This is a genomic window from uncultured Martelella sp., from assembly GCF_963677965.2.
Taxonomy (GTDB): Bacteria; Pseudomonadota; Alphaproteobacteria; order Rhizobiales; family Rhizobiaceae; genus Martelella; species Martelella mangrovi.
Genome location: NZ_CAXXFM010000001.1, coordinates 125,601 through 141,667, shown reverse-complemented (window position 1 = coordinate 141,667; position 16,067 = coordinate 125,601). Strand labels below are relative to the sequence as shown.

Genomic DNA, 16,067 nt, shown 5'->3' with positions numbered 1-16,067 from the left:
TAAAGCGGAAAGTGTTCCGCATAAGGCCGTAAAGGCGGAAAGGTAGTAGGTTCGTCGCGACTTGCCGCAAAAGCTGTGCAGCGCTATCGTGTTCAGGCATCAAGAGTGAGGGAGGGGCTATGTCTCGTAAAAATATCGCGCTTGCGGCGGCTGTGTTTGTTGCCGCAACGGTGAATGCAGCGCATGCCGATTACCTGAGATGGTCGGTGGAGATCGAAGAGGACCCTTTTGATAACAAGGGGCGCTTGATCATGAACTATTACGACAGCGCCGATCAAGGACTCCTGCTGTTATGTGAGCAGGAAAGCGATACTGTCATCTTTCGCGTCGCGACGACCTATCCGACCGCCGACGGGGTTACCGATCGTCCCATCAATTTTGGCATCATTGTCGACAAGTTTGAGTCGCATCTGGGCTTTGCGCGTGCCGGGGTTCTCGGCGATGATCTGGTCGGAATTGACTTCGAGCTGAACGATGAATCGGCGCGCCGTTTGCTCGATGAGATGAAGGCGGGACAGAACAAAATTTATATCAAGCTGTTTGACGGGGACCCCATCGCGGCGCCGCTGACAGGCTCAACAAGGGCAGCGACGCAGGCGATCGAATATTGTTTGACATCGGCAAGCCTGCCGGATTGAAAAGTTGTTTTTGCGGGGTAGGGGATGACCAGGGTTATTCTGATATTGGTAGGATTGCTGACCGTTCTGGCTGGGATTGTCGTTTCCACGACGGCGCCAACGAGCATTCAGGAAATTGCCGGCATTATTCTGTTTGTCGGAGGCATGCTGATGATCGGCATGGGGGCGATGATCGACGGCCTGATCGGCCTCAAGAGGAAGCTCGACGACATCGAAAAGAAATTGCAGAGCTAGGCCCCGAAAATCTCATTGATTGTAAGCACTTTGTGGCGCGCCTTGATGTGTTTTTTGGGAATGGCGATATCCGTGCCCTCGGGCCGTTGCGGGTCCCGCTTTTTCAAGTAAACCGTGTCGCCGTTTTCGCCGGTATAGATGCCGAGTGAGCGCTGCGGTCCGGTTCCGTGGTCGGTCACGATCACGACGCAATCGCCCTTCCTGGCCGGTCGTGCCGGGTTCAGGAATATCAGGTCTCCCGGAAAATATTGCGGCTCCATCGATGTGCCATCGACATAAAGCGCATAGATACCCTTGATGTGCGCCAGTGTGGGCGGGGTCTGTATCGCCCCAATCACCGCATCATCGGCGCCGGCTTCACCGCTCACATAGGCTGCGGCGACAGAGCCTTTTATCGGTATGCCCGCCGCCTGATCTGCTTTTGTCGGCGGGTTCTCGGTTGCTTCCTGTCTGGGGGTAGCGTCTCCATCGAACAGCGGCGTGTCGCTGCCGCCATGCAGCAGCCACTGCACGCTGACCCCATAAGCCTTGTTCAGGCCCTCCAGCATTTCCGCCGATGGTTTTGATGTGGGCTTTGCAAGCAGCTTTCGAAGCGCGTCACGACTCATCCCGGCGTCCAGGCTGGCACGCTGGGGCTTTACTCCGAGATGCTGTAGCAGGATCTCGATGCGTTTTTGAACCGTGTCTTTCATGTGCGGAAATTTATCCGCAATGCGCCGGATTGGATAGGCGGAACGAATTCCGTTGACAAAGCGGAAAGTGTTCCGCATTGTGCGCACATGACAACCTTGCGTGAAAATCTGGTTTTGGTGGCCGATGCATTCTGTGCCGCCAAAGGTTTCGGCCGGAAACGGCTTTCGACGATCGTGCTCAATCGCGGTAGCACGCTCGACCGGCTGGCCACGGGCGATGCCGATATCACCACCGGCACATATGAGCGCGCCATGGCCGAACTTTCACAGCAATGGCCCGAAGGGGCGGAATGGCCGGCGGATGTGCCGCGGCCGTCACCCGCGCCGCTGACAGGGGAGGCTGCGGAATGACCCGCTGGATGATGAGCATTCTTGCCGGCGCGTTTGTCGCCGCTTTTTCGGCGCTGCCGCCGATCCTCGGTTTCGTGCTCGGGGTTTCCGCCGTTTGGGTGGTGATCCTGTTCCATGAAGGGGATCGCATGGCTGCCGAGGATTTTTCCGGTGACGGACAGGATGAATGGGAGGGTTATTGATGGCCTTGCCGGTTTTTCGGGAGATGAATGATGGATATGCAAGCGCAGATACTGGATCTTCAGCAACAGGTTTCCAGTTTGCAAGTCGGCAATGCTTTTCAAACCTTCGCCGTTATTGCTTTGGTGGCCTGGCTTCTGCTTCTGAACTTTGGGCGCTGAGCTCGCGGCTTTTCCTTTCAGGTTCCCCTCATGCGCGTTTTTTCGATTGTTTGGCGCGCATGCACCTTGCCCCGCTTCCGGCCGCAGGTACTGCGTTGGCCGGGGCGGGGTCTTTTGTTTTTGTTCGCGCGCGGAAGGGGTTCTTGCTGCCTCCTGGGCACCGCGCGCGGCGCAGCGCCGGCTTTTACCTCCCGGCCGGGCTGTGCAGCCGGGGCGGCGTCTTCCTTCCGCCGCCCCGGCCTTCCCGTTCATTCGATCGTTCATCATCGGTTTCATTGTCTTCATTCCGGCGGCGCCTGCGCCCGCCCTAGTCATGCTGCGTTGCAGCAAGACCTAAGCCGTTGATTGTTTTCCCGCCATGGGAAACGCCGCCGGGTTTTCCCGGCGCGGGAATTTTTTTGTGCTTTCGCCAGACGAAACGGGAGTGAGACATGCAGATTTCAGAGGCCTTTCACCACCGCATCAAGGCGGCGCAGCGCGACCTGATCGAGCGTTGCGGCGGTATCGAGCGGACGGCCAGCAAGGTGGATTTTTCCAAGAGCCAGGTGGGCCGGTGGAACAGCCCGGCCGATGGCGAACACATGCCGGTTGCGGCGATTGTGACGCTTGAGGCCGATTGCGGCCTGCCGCTGGTGACCGCCGTGCTGGCGGAAGCAAACGGCAGGCGGCTTTCCGACCCGGAAGCCGAACGGGCGGCGGAAGCCTCGATCATGAAGGCCAATGCCGAGGTGATGCGCGCGGCCTCCGAATTCGCCAATTCCATGGCGCTGGCCATTGCCGACGGCAAGGTGACGCCGAGCGAGGCGCAGACCTGCGACCGGCAGGCGGCGGCCATGGAAAAGGTACTTTCGGAAATGCGCCGGGCGCTGGCCATGGTCAAGGCGCATGGCGGCGAAAAGGCAGAGCTGCGCGTCGTTTCCGATGGCGAGGCGTGACGCCATGACCACGCAAGATTTTCCCCCGCGCGCCGATTGCAAGCTCACCTCGGTGGCCGGGTTTACCAGCTGCGGCTGCGGCTGGAGCGACCACCCGCTGAACGCGATGCCCTGCGAAGCCGCCCATGACGCGGCGCAGGATGAAGCCATCCGCAAGGCCATTGAAGGCGCGGAAGACTGGCGGCCTGCCGAGCGATTGAAGAAGGGCGGTGCGCCAGCGCGGTTTTCCACGACAGCACGACCGGAGACAAACTTATGAGTGATTTTGACCCGATGGCCATTGGCGGCCGCACGGATGAAAACCGGGAGACGCGCGCCAGGGTGCGCGCCGGCGGGCCGGCTGTGGCGCGCGATCAGCTGCGTTCGATCGTCGAGCGGATCGAGCGGCTGGAGGAAGAGAAAAAGACCATCGGCGATGACATCAAGGATGTCTATGCCGAGGCAAAGGCCACCGGTTTTGACACAAAGGCGCTGCGGCGGATTATCGCCCGGCGCAAGAAGGACCAGCAAGAGGTGATGGAAGAGGATGCCGTGTTCGAGACCTATCTGGTCGCGCTCGGCATGCAGCTTCCGCTGCCGCTTGACCGGGAGGGCGACCAATGACCGGCAAACCCTGGACGGAAACCGACATCGACCGCATGGCCGCGCTTTATGGCGATGGCATGAGCTATGCCGAAATTGCCGATGTGATGGGCTGCGGGCGCAGCGCCGTGGCCGGCATTGCCAACCGCCATCGCGACCGGTTTCGCAAGCGCAACAGCGATGAGCAATATATGGCGCGGCGGATGGCGAACGAGGCCGAACGGCAGCGCAAGGCTGAGGAGAAAAAAGCCGAACGGGCGGCAGAAGCGCGCAGGCGCGCCGCCGATCTGGCCGAGGCGGAAAAGGCGAAAGCGCTGGCGGATGCCGATGCCGGCAGGAAGGCGGGCGATTTTGCCGGGCTTGGCATTCCCGGTTCCGCGCCGGTCATCCTGTCCGCGCTGGGCACGTTTGATTGCCGGCTGATCCTGACGGATGTCGACGACCCGCCGCTGGCCGATCCGCCCTGCTGCGGACGTCCGGTCAAGGAGGGCAAGTCCTTTTGCGCGGCGCATTGCGCGCTGCTCTATCAACCGCGTGAAAAGAGGGCGGCGTGATGGCAGATTTCACCACGTTTCTCGATGGCCGGGTGCGGCTTTTTGCTGGCGATTGCATCGAAATGATGAACCGGATGGAGCCGGACAGCGTGGATTGCGTGGTGACCTCGCCGCCCTATTGGGGCCTGCGCGATTACGGTGTGGAAGGCCAGATCGGGCTGGAACCGACGCTTGCCGAGCATCTGGAGGTCATGGTTGCCGTGTTCGAGGCCGTGCGCCGGGTGCTGAAGCCCACGGGCACGCTGTGGCTGAACTATGGCGATTGCTATGCCACTGCGCCGAACGGGCGCAGTGCAGCGGCAACGAAGCTTGCTGCGAGTGACGACCGGACGTTTCGCGACAAGCCGTTTTCGACGGTCGGGCCGATCTATCAGCCAATCAAGAACCCGCGCGGCGAATTCACCGTGGGGGATCGGCAGTCCATGCGCGAAAATGCGGGACGGATCGGGGCGGGCGGATATCTGAAGCCGAAAGACCTGTGCATGATCCCGAACCGGCTGGCGATCGCGTTGCAGGATGCCGGGTGGTGGGTGCGCTCGGAAATCATCTGGGGCAAGTCCAACCCGATGCCGGACAGTTCCGGCGCTTATCGCCCGGCAACGGCGCATGAGAAGATTTTCATGCTGACGAAGTCCGGCGACGGCGATGTGTGGCGCGCGCGCGACACGGGCGAGATTTCGTTTTTCCCAGACCTTTCGGAAATGTGTGCGCTGGTGACCGATGCCGACCGGCAAGGGCCGCGCTGGTCGCGTATCGGTGCGCATTATGATGCCGGGGCGGTTCGGATCGGCCGGGCAGGGGATGAGGACGCGAACGGGTTTCGCGGCGGCTCCTATGTCGGCGGCAAGCCAGGCGCGCGGGCCGCCAAGGGCAATCGCCGCGTGAAAATGCCCGATGGCTGGGATACCGGCCCCGGTGGGTATGGATCGCATCACAGGAACGGGCGCGAGAAGGGCAAGGTGCTGGACAAGCAGCGCGGGCATTCGCGCCGGCATTCGCGCCGGCATGCCGGGTTTAACGACCGCTGGGACGCGATGGAAAAGGCGGAACAGCAGGCCAATGGCCGCTATCTGCGCAATTACGAGCCCGCGCAACTGACCGTTTGGCACATGGCGACACAGGCCTTCAAGGAAGCCCATTTCGCCACCTTTCCGCCCGAGCTTGCCGAGCGCTGCATTCTGGCCGGCTGCCCCAAGGGCGGGCTGGTGCTGGATCCGTTCGGCGGCGCGGGCACCACCGCGCTGGTGGCGCTGCGCCATGGCCGCAAGGCCGATCTCATCGAACTCAATCCCGAATACGCAGCGATTGCGCAGCGGCGCATAGAGGCTCAGACTGGAAGGTTGTCCGGCGTCTGCCGAAAGAGCCGAACGCATCGCCGCTGGCCTTGTTTGGAGGTGCGCTGTGACCGGAATGACCACAATGGCAAAAACCATGATGCCCGCCGGGGTGAGCGGGCCGGATGCGCTGGAGGCGCATTATGCCGCAATTCGGCGGCGGTTTTTGAAGCAGCCACGCGCGCAAGTGGCCTTGCCAGCGCCGGTAAAAAACGAACGGCGGCGGCTGGTGTTTTTGCAGCCGCCGGCGGAACCGGCGGGCAGCGGCGGGGTTTATCACGCCCCACGCCGCGCCGCTTGCCCGCCGGATGCGCTGGAAAGCTTTCTGCTGCAGCGCTGCGCGGCCTGCGGGCTGGACATTGCCGAAATCCGCTCGGAGCGTCAGGACACAGCGCTGAAAGTCTGGCGGCGCCATCTGGTTTTCGAAATGCGGCAGCGCTTTCCCGATGCTGCCTTGACCGAAATCGGCCGTGCTTTCGGCCGCTGCGGCAGCGCGATATCGACAATGCTGGCGAGGATCGAGCGCCGGCGCGCGGCGGGCATGGACATGACGCCGCCCGCACGGCCGCAACCGGCTGGGCAGAACGCTGCCGCTAAGGCGCGGCCCGGCGAAACCATGCACGCCTATATGCGCCGCCGCGCGCGGGCCATGGGCTTTTCCCCGTCAGCGCTGACCGCCAGCCGGGGAACGGCCGACCAGACGCTGGCAAAGCACCTGATTGCCTGGGAACTGCGCCTGAATTTCCCGGCCGCCAGCAACCCACAGATTGCCCGCGTGCTGGGCTATGGCGACCACACCACGGTGTTGTACGCGCTGCGCAAAATGAATGCGCTGGCGGCAAAGGGTTTTCCCGGTTTTCAGCATCTGCTGGAGGGCAATCGTGATGATTGATGGCGCCAGACGACACGAAAACCCGCGCGGGCAACGACTGCGCGCGCGCATTGGCGAACTTTGGGACACAGGCCGGCACTCGACCTACGAGATAGCGGCGCTCTGCCACCTCGACGAGGCGGACGTCTGCCGGATTTTGCGGGAATTGGAGGGGGTGGGATGCGTATCCTGATCGGTTGCGAGACATCCGGCGTCGTTCGGCGGGCCATGGCCGCGCGCGGACATGATGTCTGGTCGTGCGATCTGTTGCCTGCCGAAGATGGCAGCAACCGCCATATCGTCTGCGATATCCGCGATATTCTTGGCGATGGCTGGGACATGCTGGCCGTCATGCATCCGCCTTGCACGCGGCTTTGCAACAGCGGCGTGCGCTGGCTTTTCGGGCCACCTAAGAACCCGCCGGCAGAGGCGCGCGGGCAAGAGCGGGCGGCATGGGCAGAGATGCCGGAAGAACAGCGCCTTTTGATCATGTGGCGGCTCCTGGATGAAGGTGCGGCGCTGTTTTCTGCCTGCTGGAATGCCCCGATCGCGCGCGTTGCGATTGAAAACCCGGTGATGCACCGCCACGCCAAGGAACGGATCGTCAATTATAGGAAACCGGACCAGACCGTGCAGCCGTGGTGGTTTGGCGATGCTGCCTTCAAGGCGACCTCGTTTTATCTTCGCGGCCTGCCGAAACTGCAGCCGACGAACCGGCTTCAGCCGCCGAAGGCTGGCACAGATGCGCACAAGCGCTGGTCAATCGTGCACCGGGCCTCGCCAGGGTCGGAGCGCTGGCGGCTGCGTTCGCGGACCTATCAGGGCATTGCCGAGGCAATGGCCGCACAGTGGCCTGCAGCCGCGATGGAGGTGGCAGCATGAGTATCGAAGTGCAGCAAAAGGTGCGCAAAGCTGTCTTCGGAAGCCCGAACCGAAAGGCTGTTGCAATCCGCCTGTCGGATGCCGCCAGCGATGACGGCAGTGGTATCTGGATGGCCGTTGAAACGATTGCCACGGAAACGGAACTGTCGGAGCGGACCGTGCAGCGCATTCTTCATCAGTTTGTCGATGAGGGCATTCTTGTTCTCGTTCGTGAGGCGTCCGGCGTCGTCGGTATTGGCAACCACTACGATATGAACCTTCAGGCGATTGCAAAACTGCCGCAAATTCCACCGCGCGGGCGGCGCAACAGGCCGGCAAAAGATGGCGGTTCCGATGCTGCCACGGGTGACACGGTGTCACCCGTGGGGCCAATTGTCACGGGTGACACTGACGACATGACGGGTGACACGGTGTCACCCCACGGGTGTCACGGTGACACCCGAACCGTTATAGAACCATCAATAGAACCATCAAGAGAGAGAGAGGGTGCGCGCGAGCGCGATCGATCTTTCGATCGGAAAGAAGGCCAGACCGCAGAGACCGGACCGGATGAAACGCCGAAAGGGCTTGAAAAGCGGTTTCGTGTGCTGGAGTTTGGCAGCGGCGGCAAGTCGATCCCGTGGCCGAATGCTGCCGGTTCGTCCAGCGCATGGGGGCTGAAACAGTTTGTTGCCCTTTCGCCGGAAGACCGGCGGAAGGCCGAAGAACTGCGGGATGCCTATCTGGCGATTTGCCCGAAATATTCCTCCGGGCCGAACAAGGGCAAGCCCAGGCCGGTGGCGCTGGGCGTCTACCTGCGGGACCGCAAGTTTTTGCTGGTCGAGGCGATGCCCAAGAAGGCGGAAAGCACCGACAGCAAGGCGGACCGGGCGCCGCCATTCGGCCCGGCATGGGGCGCGAAACGCATGGCGCTGCTGCTGGAAGGGCCGGCTGAACTGCCGGCGCGCAGCCAGTTGCGGGAGCTGTTTGAAAACCGCTTTGGCGTCTATCGCCGCACCGACCTCGGCATGGCGCTGCGCTTTGCCGAACGCTGCGGCGTGACGGTCAGCAGGGACAACGATCTGGCCTTTCCCGATGATTTCGAGGAGCGCGAACTGGCGCGGCGCACGCTGGAAGGTTTTCCCGGCGTCAACGCGCTCGACCGGGCCGCGCGCGACCGTCAGTTCGAGCCGGTGGAGGCGGGTTTTGTGGCGCTGGCCGAGGCGATGGAGCCGGTGCCTGTGGGCACGGACATGTGGCGGCGCTGGGAAGACTGGCACGCCGACAACCACCTGCCATTCGTGCCGGAGACCGGCAACCAGCGCGTGGTCTATTTCCCCAAAGGCGGCCCGGACGGGCTTGAAGCATTCAAACGCGCCGCGCAGGCGGCAACCAACCAGGAGGCAGCGGAATGATGACGGCACGGATCGACGACCTTTCGAAGCGTGAACAGGCAGCACTGGCCCGCTGGGCTGAGATGCGGGCGATGTCCGTGCACTTCATCGACGCAGCCGCGCGGCGGCACTGGCAGAATTGCCCGGAGCGGGCGCGGTGGGTGGTGCTTCGGGTGCGCCCGCGCTGCGAATCACGCGTTGCCGAATGGCTGGAAGAACGCGGCATAGAGACCTTTTTGCCGGTGCGGAAAGAGAAATATATCAATCGAAGGCGGCGTGAGGCTTTGGAAAAGGAACGGGCCGTTTTGCCCGGATACCTGTTCGTTCGCTGCATGGTGGGCGCGGCGGCAATCAGCGGTCTGGACGGACTGAAGCGCGAAGGGGGTATCTATCCCCACGCCGGAGACGTTCATGGGATTATGATCAGCACCGATGGATTTGCCCATCAGGTGTCGCCCGAAAGAATGAATAAATTCATCGATATGTGCTCCGTTGTTGAGAAAGTGCAAGATGCGCCTGAAGTGCGGTTCAGGCGCGGGGACAACGTGTTGGTCGGCTTCGGTCCCTTCGAGGGGATGAGTGGTTTCGTGCGCAAGATTATCCGTCGCCAGCCGCGCGTGGTCGTCGAACTGCGCGGTTTCGAAAATGCGCCTGAGATCGATTTTCCTGTTGCAATGCTCGAAAAGTTGTGAGCGATATAGGGACGGACGATGTGGTTTGTTTATGCGAGATCGTTGCGCTCAAGAGCGCGACTTGGGGCGGATGCCCGACCATTCTTCGCCGGCCACACCCAGCCCTGACGACAGCCGATATGGCGACGCGATTCAGGGCCAGTGCGTAAGCTATGCGCAAATCATGACACGACAGGAATTCAGGCAGGGTGGAGCAGCCCGGTAGCTCATCAGGCTCATAACCTGAAGGCCGCAGGTTCGAATCCTGCCCCTGCAACCAGAATCCTTGACGAAAGCGCGTGTTGAAGCAATGCCGACGCGGCAAAGTGGAGCGGGTGAGTAGGCGGCACGGCGCGGCTCCGTGATGGCACTCCGGAAAGATACGGAGACAGGTGGATGACGGGAAACCGGTGCATTGAGCTTTGCTGAAGCCGACGTTTGTGAAGGGCGGATCGTGAAAGCGGTCCGCCTTTCGTGCGTCTTAGGGTAAGAGAAGGATTTGCCGCATGGTCGCTGATATCCGCATTGATGCATCTGATGTTGAGCAGCTTGCCAGAGCCATTCGCAACCTTCCCGGCGACATCAAGACAAAGGCCATGGTCCGCGCCATGCGCCGTATGCGTGATATGGCGCGCACGCGGGTCGTCAAGCGAAATGCCAAGCACGTTAAAATACCGCAAAAGGTTATTCGCGAACTCACCACCGCTCATTTCAACGCCGGTGGCAACACGATTGAGGTCATCGAGAAGTCGGGCTGGATACCGCTGTACGATCTCCGGCACAGATCGACAAAGCGTGGCGTTCTGGTTAGCGGGCGTGGTTCGTATAGACACGCATGGGTCGGTAAGGTCTATGCAGGCAAGAACAGAGTAGAACATCTTGGTATTTGGCGGCGAGAACCTGGCTCTCGTATGCAGTCAAATCCGAAAAAAGAGAAGATCCGCGAAATGTTCGGGCCAAATCCGGCTCACGCGATCACCAACAATCCGGAAGAGTACCTCGAAGTGATGGCGGAACTCATCCAGGAGCACCTTGCCCCGCGCTTCATGCACGAACTCGACCGCATCCTCCCCCGATAGGGATGATGTGGCGTTTCTGCCACACCCCCCGGGGTTTAGGGACCGTACAAACGCACCCCCAACCGCGGGCCGGGGCGACCCCGGATTTCCGGCAGAAAATGGGTTCAGATTTTTGGGTTTACGGGGTTTACGGGGTTTACACTGAGAGGTTTACACGGTGACGGACGCAACGCTGATCATGTGGTCGATCTCCGAGATCGCCGCGCGCGACAGCGTGTCCAAGATGGCGATATCGAAGCAGGTCAAAAAACTGATTGCCGCGAAACCGGACACGCCTGCCGAGCGTGACGGGCAGGGGCGGGTGATGAAGGTATCGCTTGCCCACTACGATGAATTCCGCTCGCGACATGTCAATCCGGCCAAGGCCTCGGCGCCATTGCGAACGACGGACGAACCGATTGCAGCGGAACGCGGCAAGGGATCGAACGTCCCGCAGCCAGAGAGTTTTGAGGAAGCGCGACGGCAGTCTGAATGGCTGAAGGTCGGCCGCGAACGCATCAGGCACCAGGAGGCAGTCGGCGCTCTGGTTCGAGCCGACAGGACGGAAGATGCACTGCGGCAGGCCGGTCGGGATATCCAGGCAATGATGCGCCGGCTGCAGAACCGGGCCGATGATATTGCACTGGCCGTTTCGAAGGAAGGCGTTCACGGTGCGCGGGTGGCTTTGCGCAGGATTGCCGATGATGTCGGCAACGATATTGCCGATCGTCTGGCCGCGATTGCGAGCGAAGCGCCGGAGGTCGACGAACCGATAGAGGGTGATGACGCGTGAACGCTCATCCCGGCGCGCTGCGCCTTGTCATGTCATCGCTTGCGGAGACGATCCGCCCGGTTCCACCCGTGCCCTTCCAGGAGTGGATCGGCAAGAACATCGTTCTGGTCGACGGCAATCGTAAGGGTGAATTCTGGTCAGCCGACGATGCGCCGTATCTGAGCGAGATTGCCGAATGCCTTAGCCAAGAGCACCCGTGCAATCTGGTGACCGTACGCAAAGGCCAGCAGACCGGCGTCTCCATCCTAGCCATGTCGTGGATGCTCTACATCGCGGAGATGTGTCCAGACAACGCGCTCTATGTCGCGCCAGGCATCGACCTGTTGCAGGATCTGAACAGCGGCAAGTTCAACCCGCTGATCGAGGCCTGGCAGGAAAAGACAGAAAAGGACGTTGTCGATCTTGCCAATTCGTCGACCTACACGAAAAAAATAGGTTCCGACACGTTCATCTACCTCGGTAACGCCAACACGAAAAAGGACCTGTCGGGAAAGACCTGCCGGTATGGCGTGAAAGACGAGCTTTCGAAATGGGAATATTTCATTGACGGCTCGGACCCGGAAACGCTGTTCTTCGGTCGCTTCACCGCCTTCCGGCGCCTCCGCAATTACAAGATACTCGAGCTTTCAACGCCCGAACTCGACAGCGGCGATCCGCTGGGTGACGGGCCGGGGCACTGCCGGATAGACAGGTCTTTCCGGCGATCGGATCAGAGGTTCTGGCACATCAAGTGCCCGGAATGCGGCGCGGAGCAGGTTCAGAAAGACAAGAACCTGATCGTTGACCGCGATCATCCCCACAAGTCCCGTATGCGCTGCACGTCATGCACGCATGAGATTTCGGAGATGGAGCGCGTCATAGCGGTCAAGGAGGGCCGGTTCATTCCGAGCGAGACGGGGCCGGACAGGCATCCCGGCTTTCACGTCGATGCGTTCATGTCGCTGATGATGTCCTATGAGGCGATTGCCGAAGACAGACTATCATCCGAAGGCAAGGGCGAGACCGGGGCAAAGGACTATCACAATCTGGTTCTGGCACTGCCGTACCAGATGAAGGGCAACGCTCCCGATCATGTCCGGTTGATGGAGCGCAGTGAGAACTATCCGCCGGAGACGATCCCGCCCGGCGGGCTTCTGCTGGCCGGCGGGGCGGACGTGCAGGGCCACGGCATCTATCTGGAGATCGTTGCCTTCGGGCAGGATCGGCAGAGTTGGTGTGTTGCGGCTGAGTATTTTCCCGGCGCGACGGATAATCCGGGCGAGGGCGCATGGCCGGCACTGGCCGCCTTCGTCTCAAAAGAGTTTCCGGACGCGCAGGGCGTTCTTCGCACGATCGATGCTCTTGCCGTTGACGCCGGATACAACACCAATGCTGTGCTCGAATGGTGCCGTCGGCACCCAAACACCTATGCGGTTAAGGGTGAACCCGGACGAAACCGACCGGCGATATCGCAGCCGAAGCGTCAATCTGTCACCAAGCGCGGCAAGCGGAAGCGTTTCGGTTCCACAATGCAATGGCCCGTTGGCACATGGTCGCTGAAAGCCGAGTTCTACGGGAATCTTCACAAGGCCGGTCTTGCCGCCGGCGAGGCCTGCGACCCGCCCGGATATTGTCATTTCCATAATGAACTCGGGCAGGAATATTTTCAGCAGATCACGGCGGAATACTACGTTCGCGCGATTGTGCGGGGAAAGCTGCACGAGGAGTGGCGACCGCGCCGCCCTGACAACCACTGGCTTGACTGCCGCGTCTACGCGATGGCGATGGCCGAGCATCTTGGACTTTCCCGCATGTCTCCGGCCGAATGGGCCGCGCTTCGCGAGAAGTATGAAGGCGAGGCCGCGGCGGATCTGTTTTCGCCCGCGCCTGTTGCTGTCGCCCAGAAAGAAAAGTCTGCCACGCCTCCCTCGACTGAGGCGCCGGCAGCAAAACCGAAAAAAGAAAATCGATGGCGGAATCGGAAACTGTAGTGAAGGCATCTCCTGCGAAACCGCGCGTTCGCGTGCTGGCTGGCAGAGCGATGGGCAGCTATATGCGGGACACGCAGAGCGGCGTTATCGCTTCGCGCCCGGCCTCGCTGCGCGAGCACCGCGACGAGGTGCGCCGGGTATGGACGCGGGCGGCCGGTCTTGCCATGGACATGCTGCAAAATTCGGGTCGGTTGCGCGGTGCGGCAGACCAGATCATTGCTGATACGGTTGGCGTCGAGTTGCAGCTCAACCCGAAGCCTGACCTGAAGGCGTTCGGTTATGACGACAAGGAAGCGGTCGATTTCGTTCGGCTGATCAAGACCCGGTTCAAGGTCTGGGCATGGAAGCCGGCGGAATGCGACTATCGCGCCAAGTTCACGCTGCCGCAGCTCACAGACACGGGCATCCGCAACTGGCTTGCCTTTGGCGAGAGCGTTGGCGTGGTGCAATATCTGCCGCGCTCACAGCGCCTGCCTGGCACGAAGACGGGCACGAAATTCCTGCTATTTTCTCCGCAGAAGCTTGTCCAGGACACCAGCGAATTCGAAGGGATGTTTCAGGGGGTCATCCACGATGCGTTCGGGCGTCCGGTCGCCTATCGCTTTCAGGAGAAGCGTGACGGCATGCTTGGAAAATATGACTATCCGGCGCGTGACCGCGAAGGCCGCCAGATGGTTATGCATGCTTTCGATCCCTTCGGACCGGAAGATGTGCGCGGGGTTTCCGTGCTGGTGCCGACCTTCCGTAAGTATCTGATGGCGGAAAACGTCGACGATGCGACCGCGCAGGTGTTTTTCCTGCAGACGCTGTATGCCGCGATCCTGACCAGCGACAAACCATCTGCCGAAGCCTTCGAAGCGCTGGAGGCATTGAAGGAAACCGGCGCTGATAATGCTGCCGATATCGCGCAGGACTTTGCGCAGTATTTTGGTGCACAGCTTGAGCGCGCGGCAGAGAGCGAAATCAAGCTTGGCGCCGGGGCTGGCATCTCTCAGCTTGCGCCCGGCGAAAGCCTCGACTTCAAGTCAATCTCCGTTCCGGGTACCCACCATGAGCCTTTCATGGCTGCGATGCATCGCGAAACGGCACGTGCACTCGGCATGTCCTACGGCGGTTACACGCTGGACTATACTCGGGCCACCTACGCCTCGACGATGATGGAGAATTCGGCACTTTGGCCGATCGCGCAGCGGCGCACGGACAGGATCGCGGCTCCGCATATGCTGGTGCCGTATGAATCGTGGCTCGATGAACAGATCGAAGAAGGCCTAATTCCGTTCAAGGGTGGCCCGGAAGTCTATCGTATTAACCGCGATGCAATCTTGTGGGCGCTTTGCCTCGGGCCCTCGAAGCCAACTGCTGATGATCTGAAGCGCTCCAAGGCGGCGACTGAACGCATGGCTAATGGCACTTCGACAAAAGAGGCCGAATGCGCCGAGATCGGACAGGATCCGGAAGAGGTGTTTGAAAGCAACCTGCGTTGGCACAAGCGCTACAAGGATGCCGGCATGCCTTCGCCGTTCGAACGCAATACCGGGACGCCGAAGTCAGACGCACCAACGAGTGATCAGGAGGCCGATGGTGGTAACGCCAGTCAAGATTAACGGCGCGACGGTCGACCTCGACGATCCCTGTGCCATGGCGACTGCGCTGCGGGCGGTGCGCATGAAGCGCATTGCGGGCGAGGCGGTCGAGGAATCGGAAATCCAGTCTCCCGTGATGAAACAGCGGGTCAAACTGGCCAGCACCTCTCTGACCGATCTCGATCAGGAAATCGAGCGGCTCGACCGGGCCTGTGCGGCCAAGAGCGGCGTTTGCCGCACCGGCCGGCGCTGGTCGCTGCACTACTGAAACCGGAGACGTCCATGTCTTTTTCCTACGGACATATCGCCCAGCGGGTGTTCAACACGCCGCTGGCCTATGACGAACGCAAGGCGGAGGCCTTTGTGCTTGGCCTCGGCGGGCGGATCGCCGGCAGCGATATTGTTGTTGTCAATGGCGGAAAGGCGGTCGACCACACCGCGTTTGCAAACGGGCGTCCGTCGGCGGGAAGGCTGGGGGATTCCTTTGCGCAGCAGAAGGCTGCTTGGAATGGCGCCAAGCTATTTGTCGAAGGTAACGTGGCTGTGATCCCGGTAGAAGGTACATTGGTGCACAAGGGCACCTTCATCGGGCAATCGTCCGGGGTAACCTCCTATGAGGGGCTTCAAACCCAAATCGGCATAGCTACACGCGACGCTCGCGTTAAGGGCGTTGTCGTCGAAATCGACAGTTTCGGCGGTGAAGTGGCCGGTTGCTTCGAGACCGCCCGGATGCTGGCCGCGCTGTCGAAGATCAAACCGACAGTCGCCATTCTGACCGACCACGCCTTTTCAGCCGCGTATGCGCTTGCCAGTCAGTGCCGTTCGATCATCGCGCCGCCCTTTGGCGGGGCCGGTTCCGTCGGCGTGATCATGTTGCATGCCGACTATTCAGGGTGGCTGGAGAAGGAAGGAATCAAGGTCACTATTGTCAAGGCCGGCGCCAAGAAGGCGAACGGCAACCCTTACGAGGCCTTGCCCGAAGAAACGCTGGAAAAATGGGAGGCGCAGGCCAACGCCATGCGCGAAACCTTTGCCGATCTCGTCGCCCGTGGCCGCAAGGGCAGCACCACAAAGGCAAAGGTGATGGCGACAGAGGCCGAAGCTTTTACGGCGCAGGAAGCGCTGGAACACGGACTGATCGACGCGATCGGCGATCCGTCGGCCGCATTCGATGCATTCGTCAAGGCAATCAACAAGGTCTGATC

20 protein-coding genes, 1 tRNA gene and 1 pseudogene are annotated in these 16,067 nt (G+C 61.1%); 21 read left to right on the top strand and 1 reads right to left on the bottom strand.

Features of this window, described 5'->3' with window-relative positions; all coding sequences use genetic code 11:
* The first annotated feature begins 119 nt into the window (after positions 1–119).
* Together ACHZCU_RS00785 and ACHZCU_RS00780 are read left to right on the top strand one after the other, a co-directional pair.
* Positions 120–638, top strand: coding sequence for a hypothetical protein (locus tag ACHZCU_RS00785; protein WP_319517267.1), 519 nt, complete (start codon positions 120–122; stop codon positions 636–638).
* A gap of 24 nt (positions 639–662) precedes the next feature.
* On the top strand, positions 663–872 hold the full coding sequence (locus tag ACHZCU_RS00780; protein WP_319517266.1) for a hypothetical protein: 210 nt from the start codon (positions 663–665) through the stop codon (positions 870–872).
* Here the strand turns inward: ACHZCU_RS00780 and ACHZCU_RS00775 are convergent.
* Positions 869–1,480 (bottom strand): S24 family peptidase, encoded by a 612-nt coding sequence (locus ACHZCU_RS00775; RefSeq protein ID WP_319517265.1) that lies wholly within the window; start codon positions 1,478–1,480, stop codon positions 869–871. The two genes, ACHZCU_RS00780 and ACHZCU_RS00775, sit on opposite strands and share 4 nt — an antisense overlap.
* Positions 1,481–1,651: 171 nt before the next feature.
* Between ACHZCU_RS00775 and ACHZCU_RS00770 the strand changes: the two genes are divergently transcribed.
* From ACHZCU_RS00770 to ACHZCU_RS00680, 19 genes and pseudogenes are all read left to right on the top strand, one after another.
* Complete coding sequence (locus ACHZCU_RS00770; protein ID WP_319517264.1) at positions 1,652–1,915, top strand: hypothetical protein; 264 nt, start codon at positions 1,652–1,654, stop codon at positions 1,913–1,915.
* On the top strand, positions 1,912–2,097 hold the full coding sequence (locus ACHZCU_RS00765; protein ID WP_319517263.1) for a hypothetical protein: 186 nt from the start codon (positions 1,912–1,914) through the stop codon (positions 2,095–2,097). The genes ACHZCU_RS00770 and ACHZCU_RS00765 overlap by 4 nt, the downstream gene beginning before the upstream one ends.
* A 30-nt stretch (positions 2,098–2,127) precedes the next feature.
* On the top strand, positions 2,128–2,256 hold the full coding sequence (locus ACHZCU_RS00760) for a hypothetical protein (RefSeq protein ID WP_319517262.1): 129 nt from the start codon (positions 2,128–2,130) through the stop codon (positions 2,254–2,256).
* 431 nt (positions 2,257–2,687) lie between these two features.
* Positions 2,688–3,191 (top strand): phage regulatory CII family protein, encoded by a 504-nt coding sequence (locus ACHZCU_RS00755; protein WP_319517261.1) that lies wholly within the window; start codon positions 2,688–2,690, stop codon positions 3,189–3,191.
* A 4-nt stretch (positions 3,192–3,195) separates the two neighbouring features.
* Complete coding sequence (locus tag ACHZCU_RS00750; protein ID WP_319517260.1) at positions 3,196–3,450, top strand: hypothetical protein; 255 nt, start codon at positions 3,196–3,198, stop codon at positions 3,448–3,450.
* Entirely contained in the window at positions 3,447–3,794 is a 348-nt protein-coding gene (locus ACHZCU_RS00745) for a DUF2312 domain-containing protein (RefSeq protein WP_319517259.1), read from the top strand. Before ACHZCU_RS00750 ends, ACHZCU_RS00745 begins: the two co-directional genes overlap by 4 nt.
* Positions 3,791–4,327 carry a GcrA family cell cycle regulator gene (locus ACHZCU_RS00740; protein WP_319517258.1) on the top strand — a complete coding sequence of 179 codons (537 nt, stop codon included), beginning with the start codon at positions 3,791–3,793 and terminating at the stop codon, positions 4,325–4,327. The genes ACHZCU_RS00745 and ACHZCU_RS00740 overlap by 4 nt, the downstream gene beginning before the upstream one ends.
* Positions 4,327–5,658: pseudogene (locus ACHZCU_RS00735) on the top strand (DNA-methyltransferase); the annotation flags it as partial. The gene ACHZCU_RS00740 and the pseudogene ACHZCU_RS00735, both read left to right, overlap by 1 nt.
* Before the next feature lie 619 nt (positions 5,659–6,277).
* Positions 6,278–6,553, top strand: coding sequence for a hypothetical protein (locus tag ACHZCU_RS00730; protein WP_319517257.1), 276 nt, complete (start codon positions 6,278–6,280; stop codon positions 6,551–6,553).
* Between the two features lie 159 nt (positions 6,554–6,712).
* Positions 6,713–7,414 carry a hypothetical protein gene (locus tag ACHZCU_RS00725; RefSeq protein ID WP_319517256.1) on the top strand — a complete coding sequence of 234 codons (702 nt, stop codon included), beginning with the start codon at positions 6,713–6,715 and terminating at the stop codon, positions 7,412–7,414.
* The gene (locus ACHZCU_RS00720) at positions 7,411–8,808 is read left to right on the top strand and encodes a helix-turn-helix domain-containing protein (protein ID WP_319517255.1); all 1,398 of its coding nucleotides are present in this window, start codon (positions 7,411–7,413) and stop codon (positions 8,806–8,808) included. The genes ACHZCU_RS00725 and ACHZCU_RS00720 overlap by 4 nt, the downstream gene beginning before the upstream one ends.
* Positions 8,808–9,479: a transcription termination/antitermination NusG family protein gene (locus ACHZCU_RS00715; RefSeq protein ID WP_394705997.1), complete on the top strand. Its 672-nt coding sequence runs from the start codon at positions 8,808–8,810 to the stop codon at positions 9,477–9,479. The genes ACHZCU_RS00720 and ACHZCU_RS00715 overlap by 1 nt, the downstream gene beginning before the upstream one ends.
* Positions 9,480–9,661: 182 nt before the next feature.
* Positions 9,662–9,738: transfer RNA gene (locus ACHZCU_RS00710), tRNA-Met, on the top strand.
* Positions 9,739–9,964: 226 nt separating this feature from the next.
* Entirely contained in the window at positions 9,965–10,537 is a 573-nt protein-coding gene (locus tag ACHZCU_RS00705; RefSeq protein WP_319517253.1) for a hypothetical protein, read from the top strand.
* A 157-nt stretch (positions 10,538–10,694) separates the two neighbouring features.
* A complete protein-coding gene (locus tag ACHZCU_RS00700; protein ID WP_319517252.1) occupies positions 10,695–11,309 on the top strand; it encodes a hypothetical protein in 615 nt (204 codons plus the stop codon).
* A complete protein-coding gene (locus ACHZCU_RS00695) occupies positions 11,306–13,279 on the top strand; it encodes a terminase gpA endonuclease subunit (RefSeq protein ID WP_319517251.1) in 1,974 nt (657 codons plus the stop codon). Before ACHZCU_RS00700 ends, ACHZCU_RS00695 begins: the two co-directional genes overlap by 4 nt.
* Positions 13,279–14,883 carry a phage portal protein gene (locus ACHZCU_RS00690; protein WP_319517250.1) on the top strand — a complete coding sequence of 535 codons (1,605 nt, stop codon included), beginning with the start codon at positions 13,279–13,281 and terminating at the stop codon, positions 14,881–14,883. Before ACHZCU_RS00695 ends, ACHZCU_RS00690 begins: the two co-directional genes overlap by 1 nt.
* Positions 14,861–15,130 carry a hypothetical protein gene (locus ACHZCU_RS00685; protein WP_394705996.1) on the top strand — a complete coding sequence of 90 codons (270 nt, stop codon included), beginning with the start codon at positions 14,861–14,863 and terminating at the stop codon, positions 15,128–15,130. Before ACHZCU_RS00690 ends, ACHZCU_RS00685 begins: the two co-directional genes overlap by 23 nt.
* 14 nt (positions 15,131–15,144) lie before the next feature.
* Positions 15,145–16,065, top strand: coding sequence for a S49 family peptidase (locus ACHZCU_RS00680; RefSeq protein WP_319517248.1), 921 nt, complete (start codon positions 15,145–15,147; stop codon positions 16,063–16,065).
* Positions 16,066–16,067: the final 2 nt, after the last annotated feature.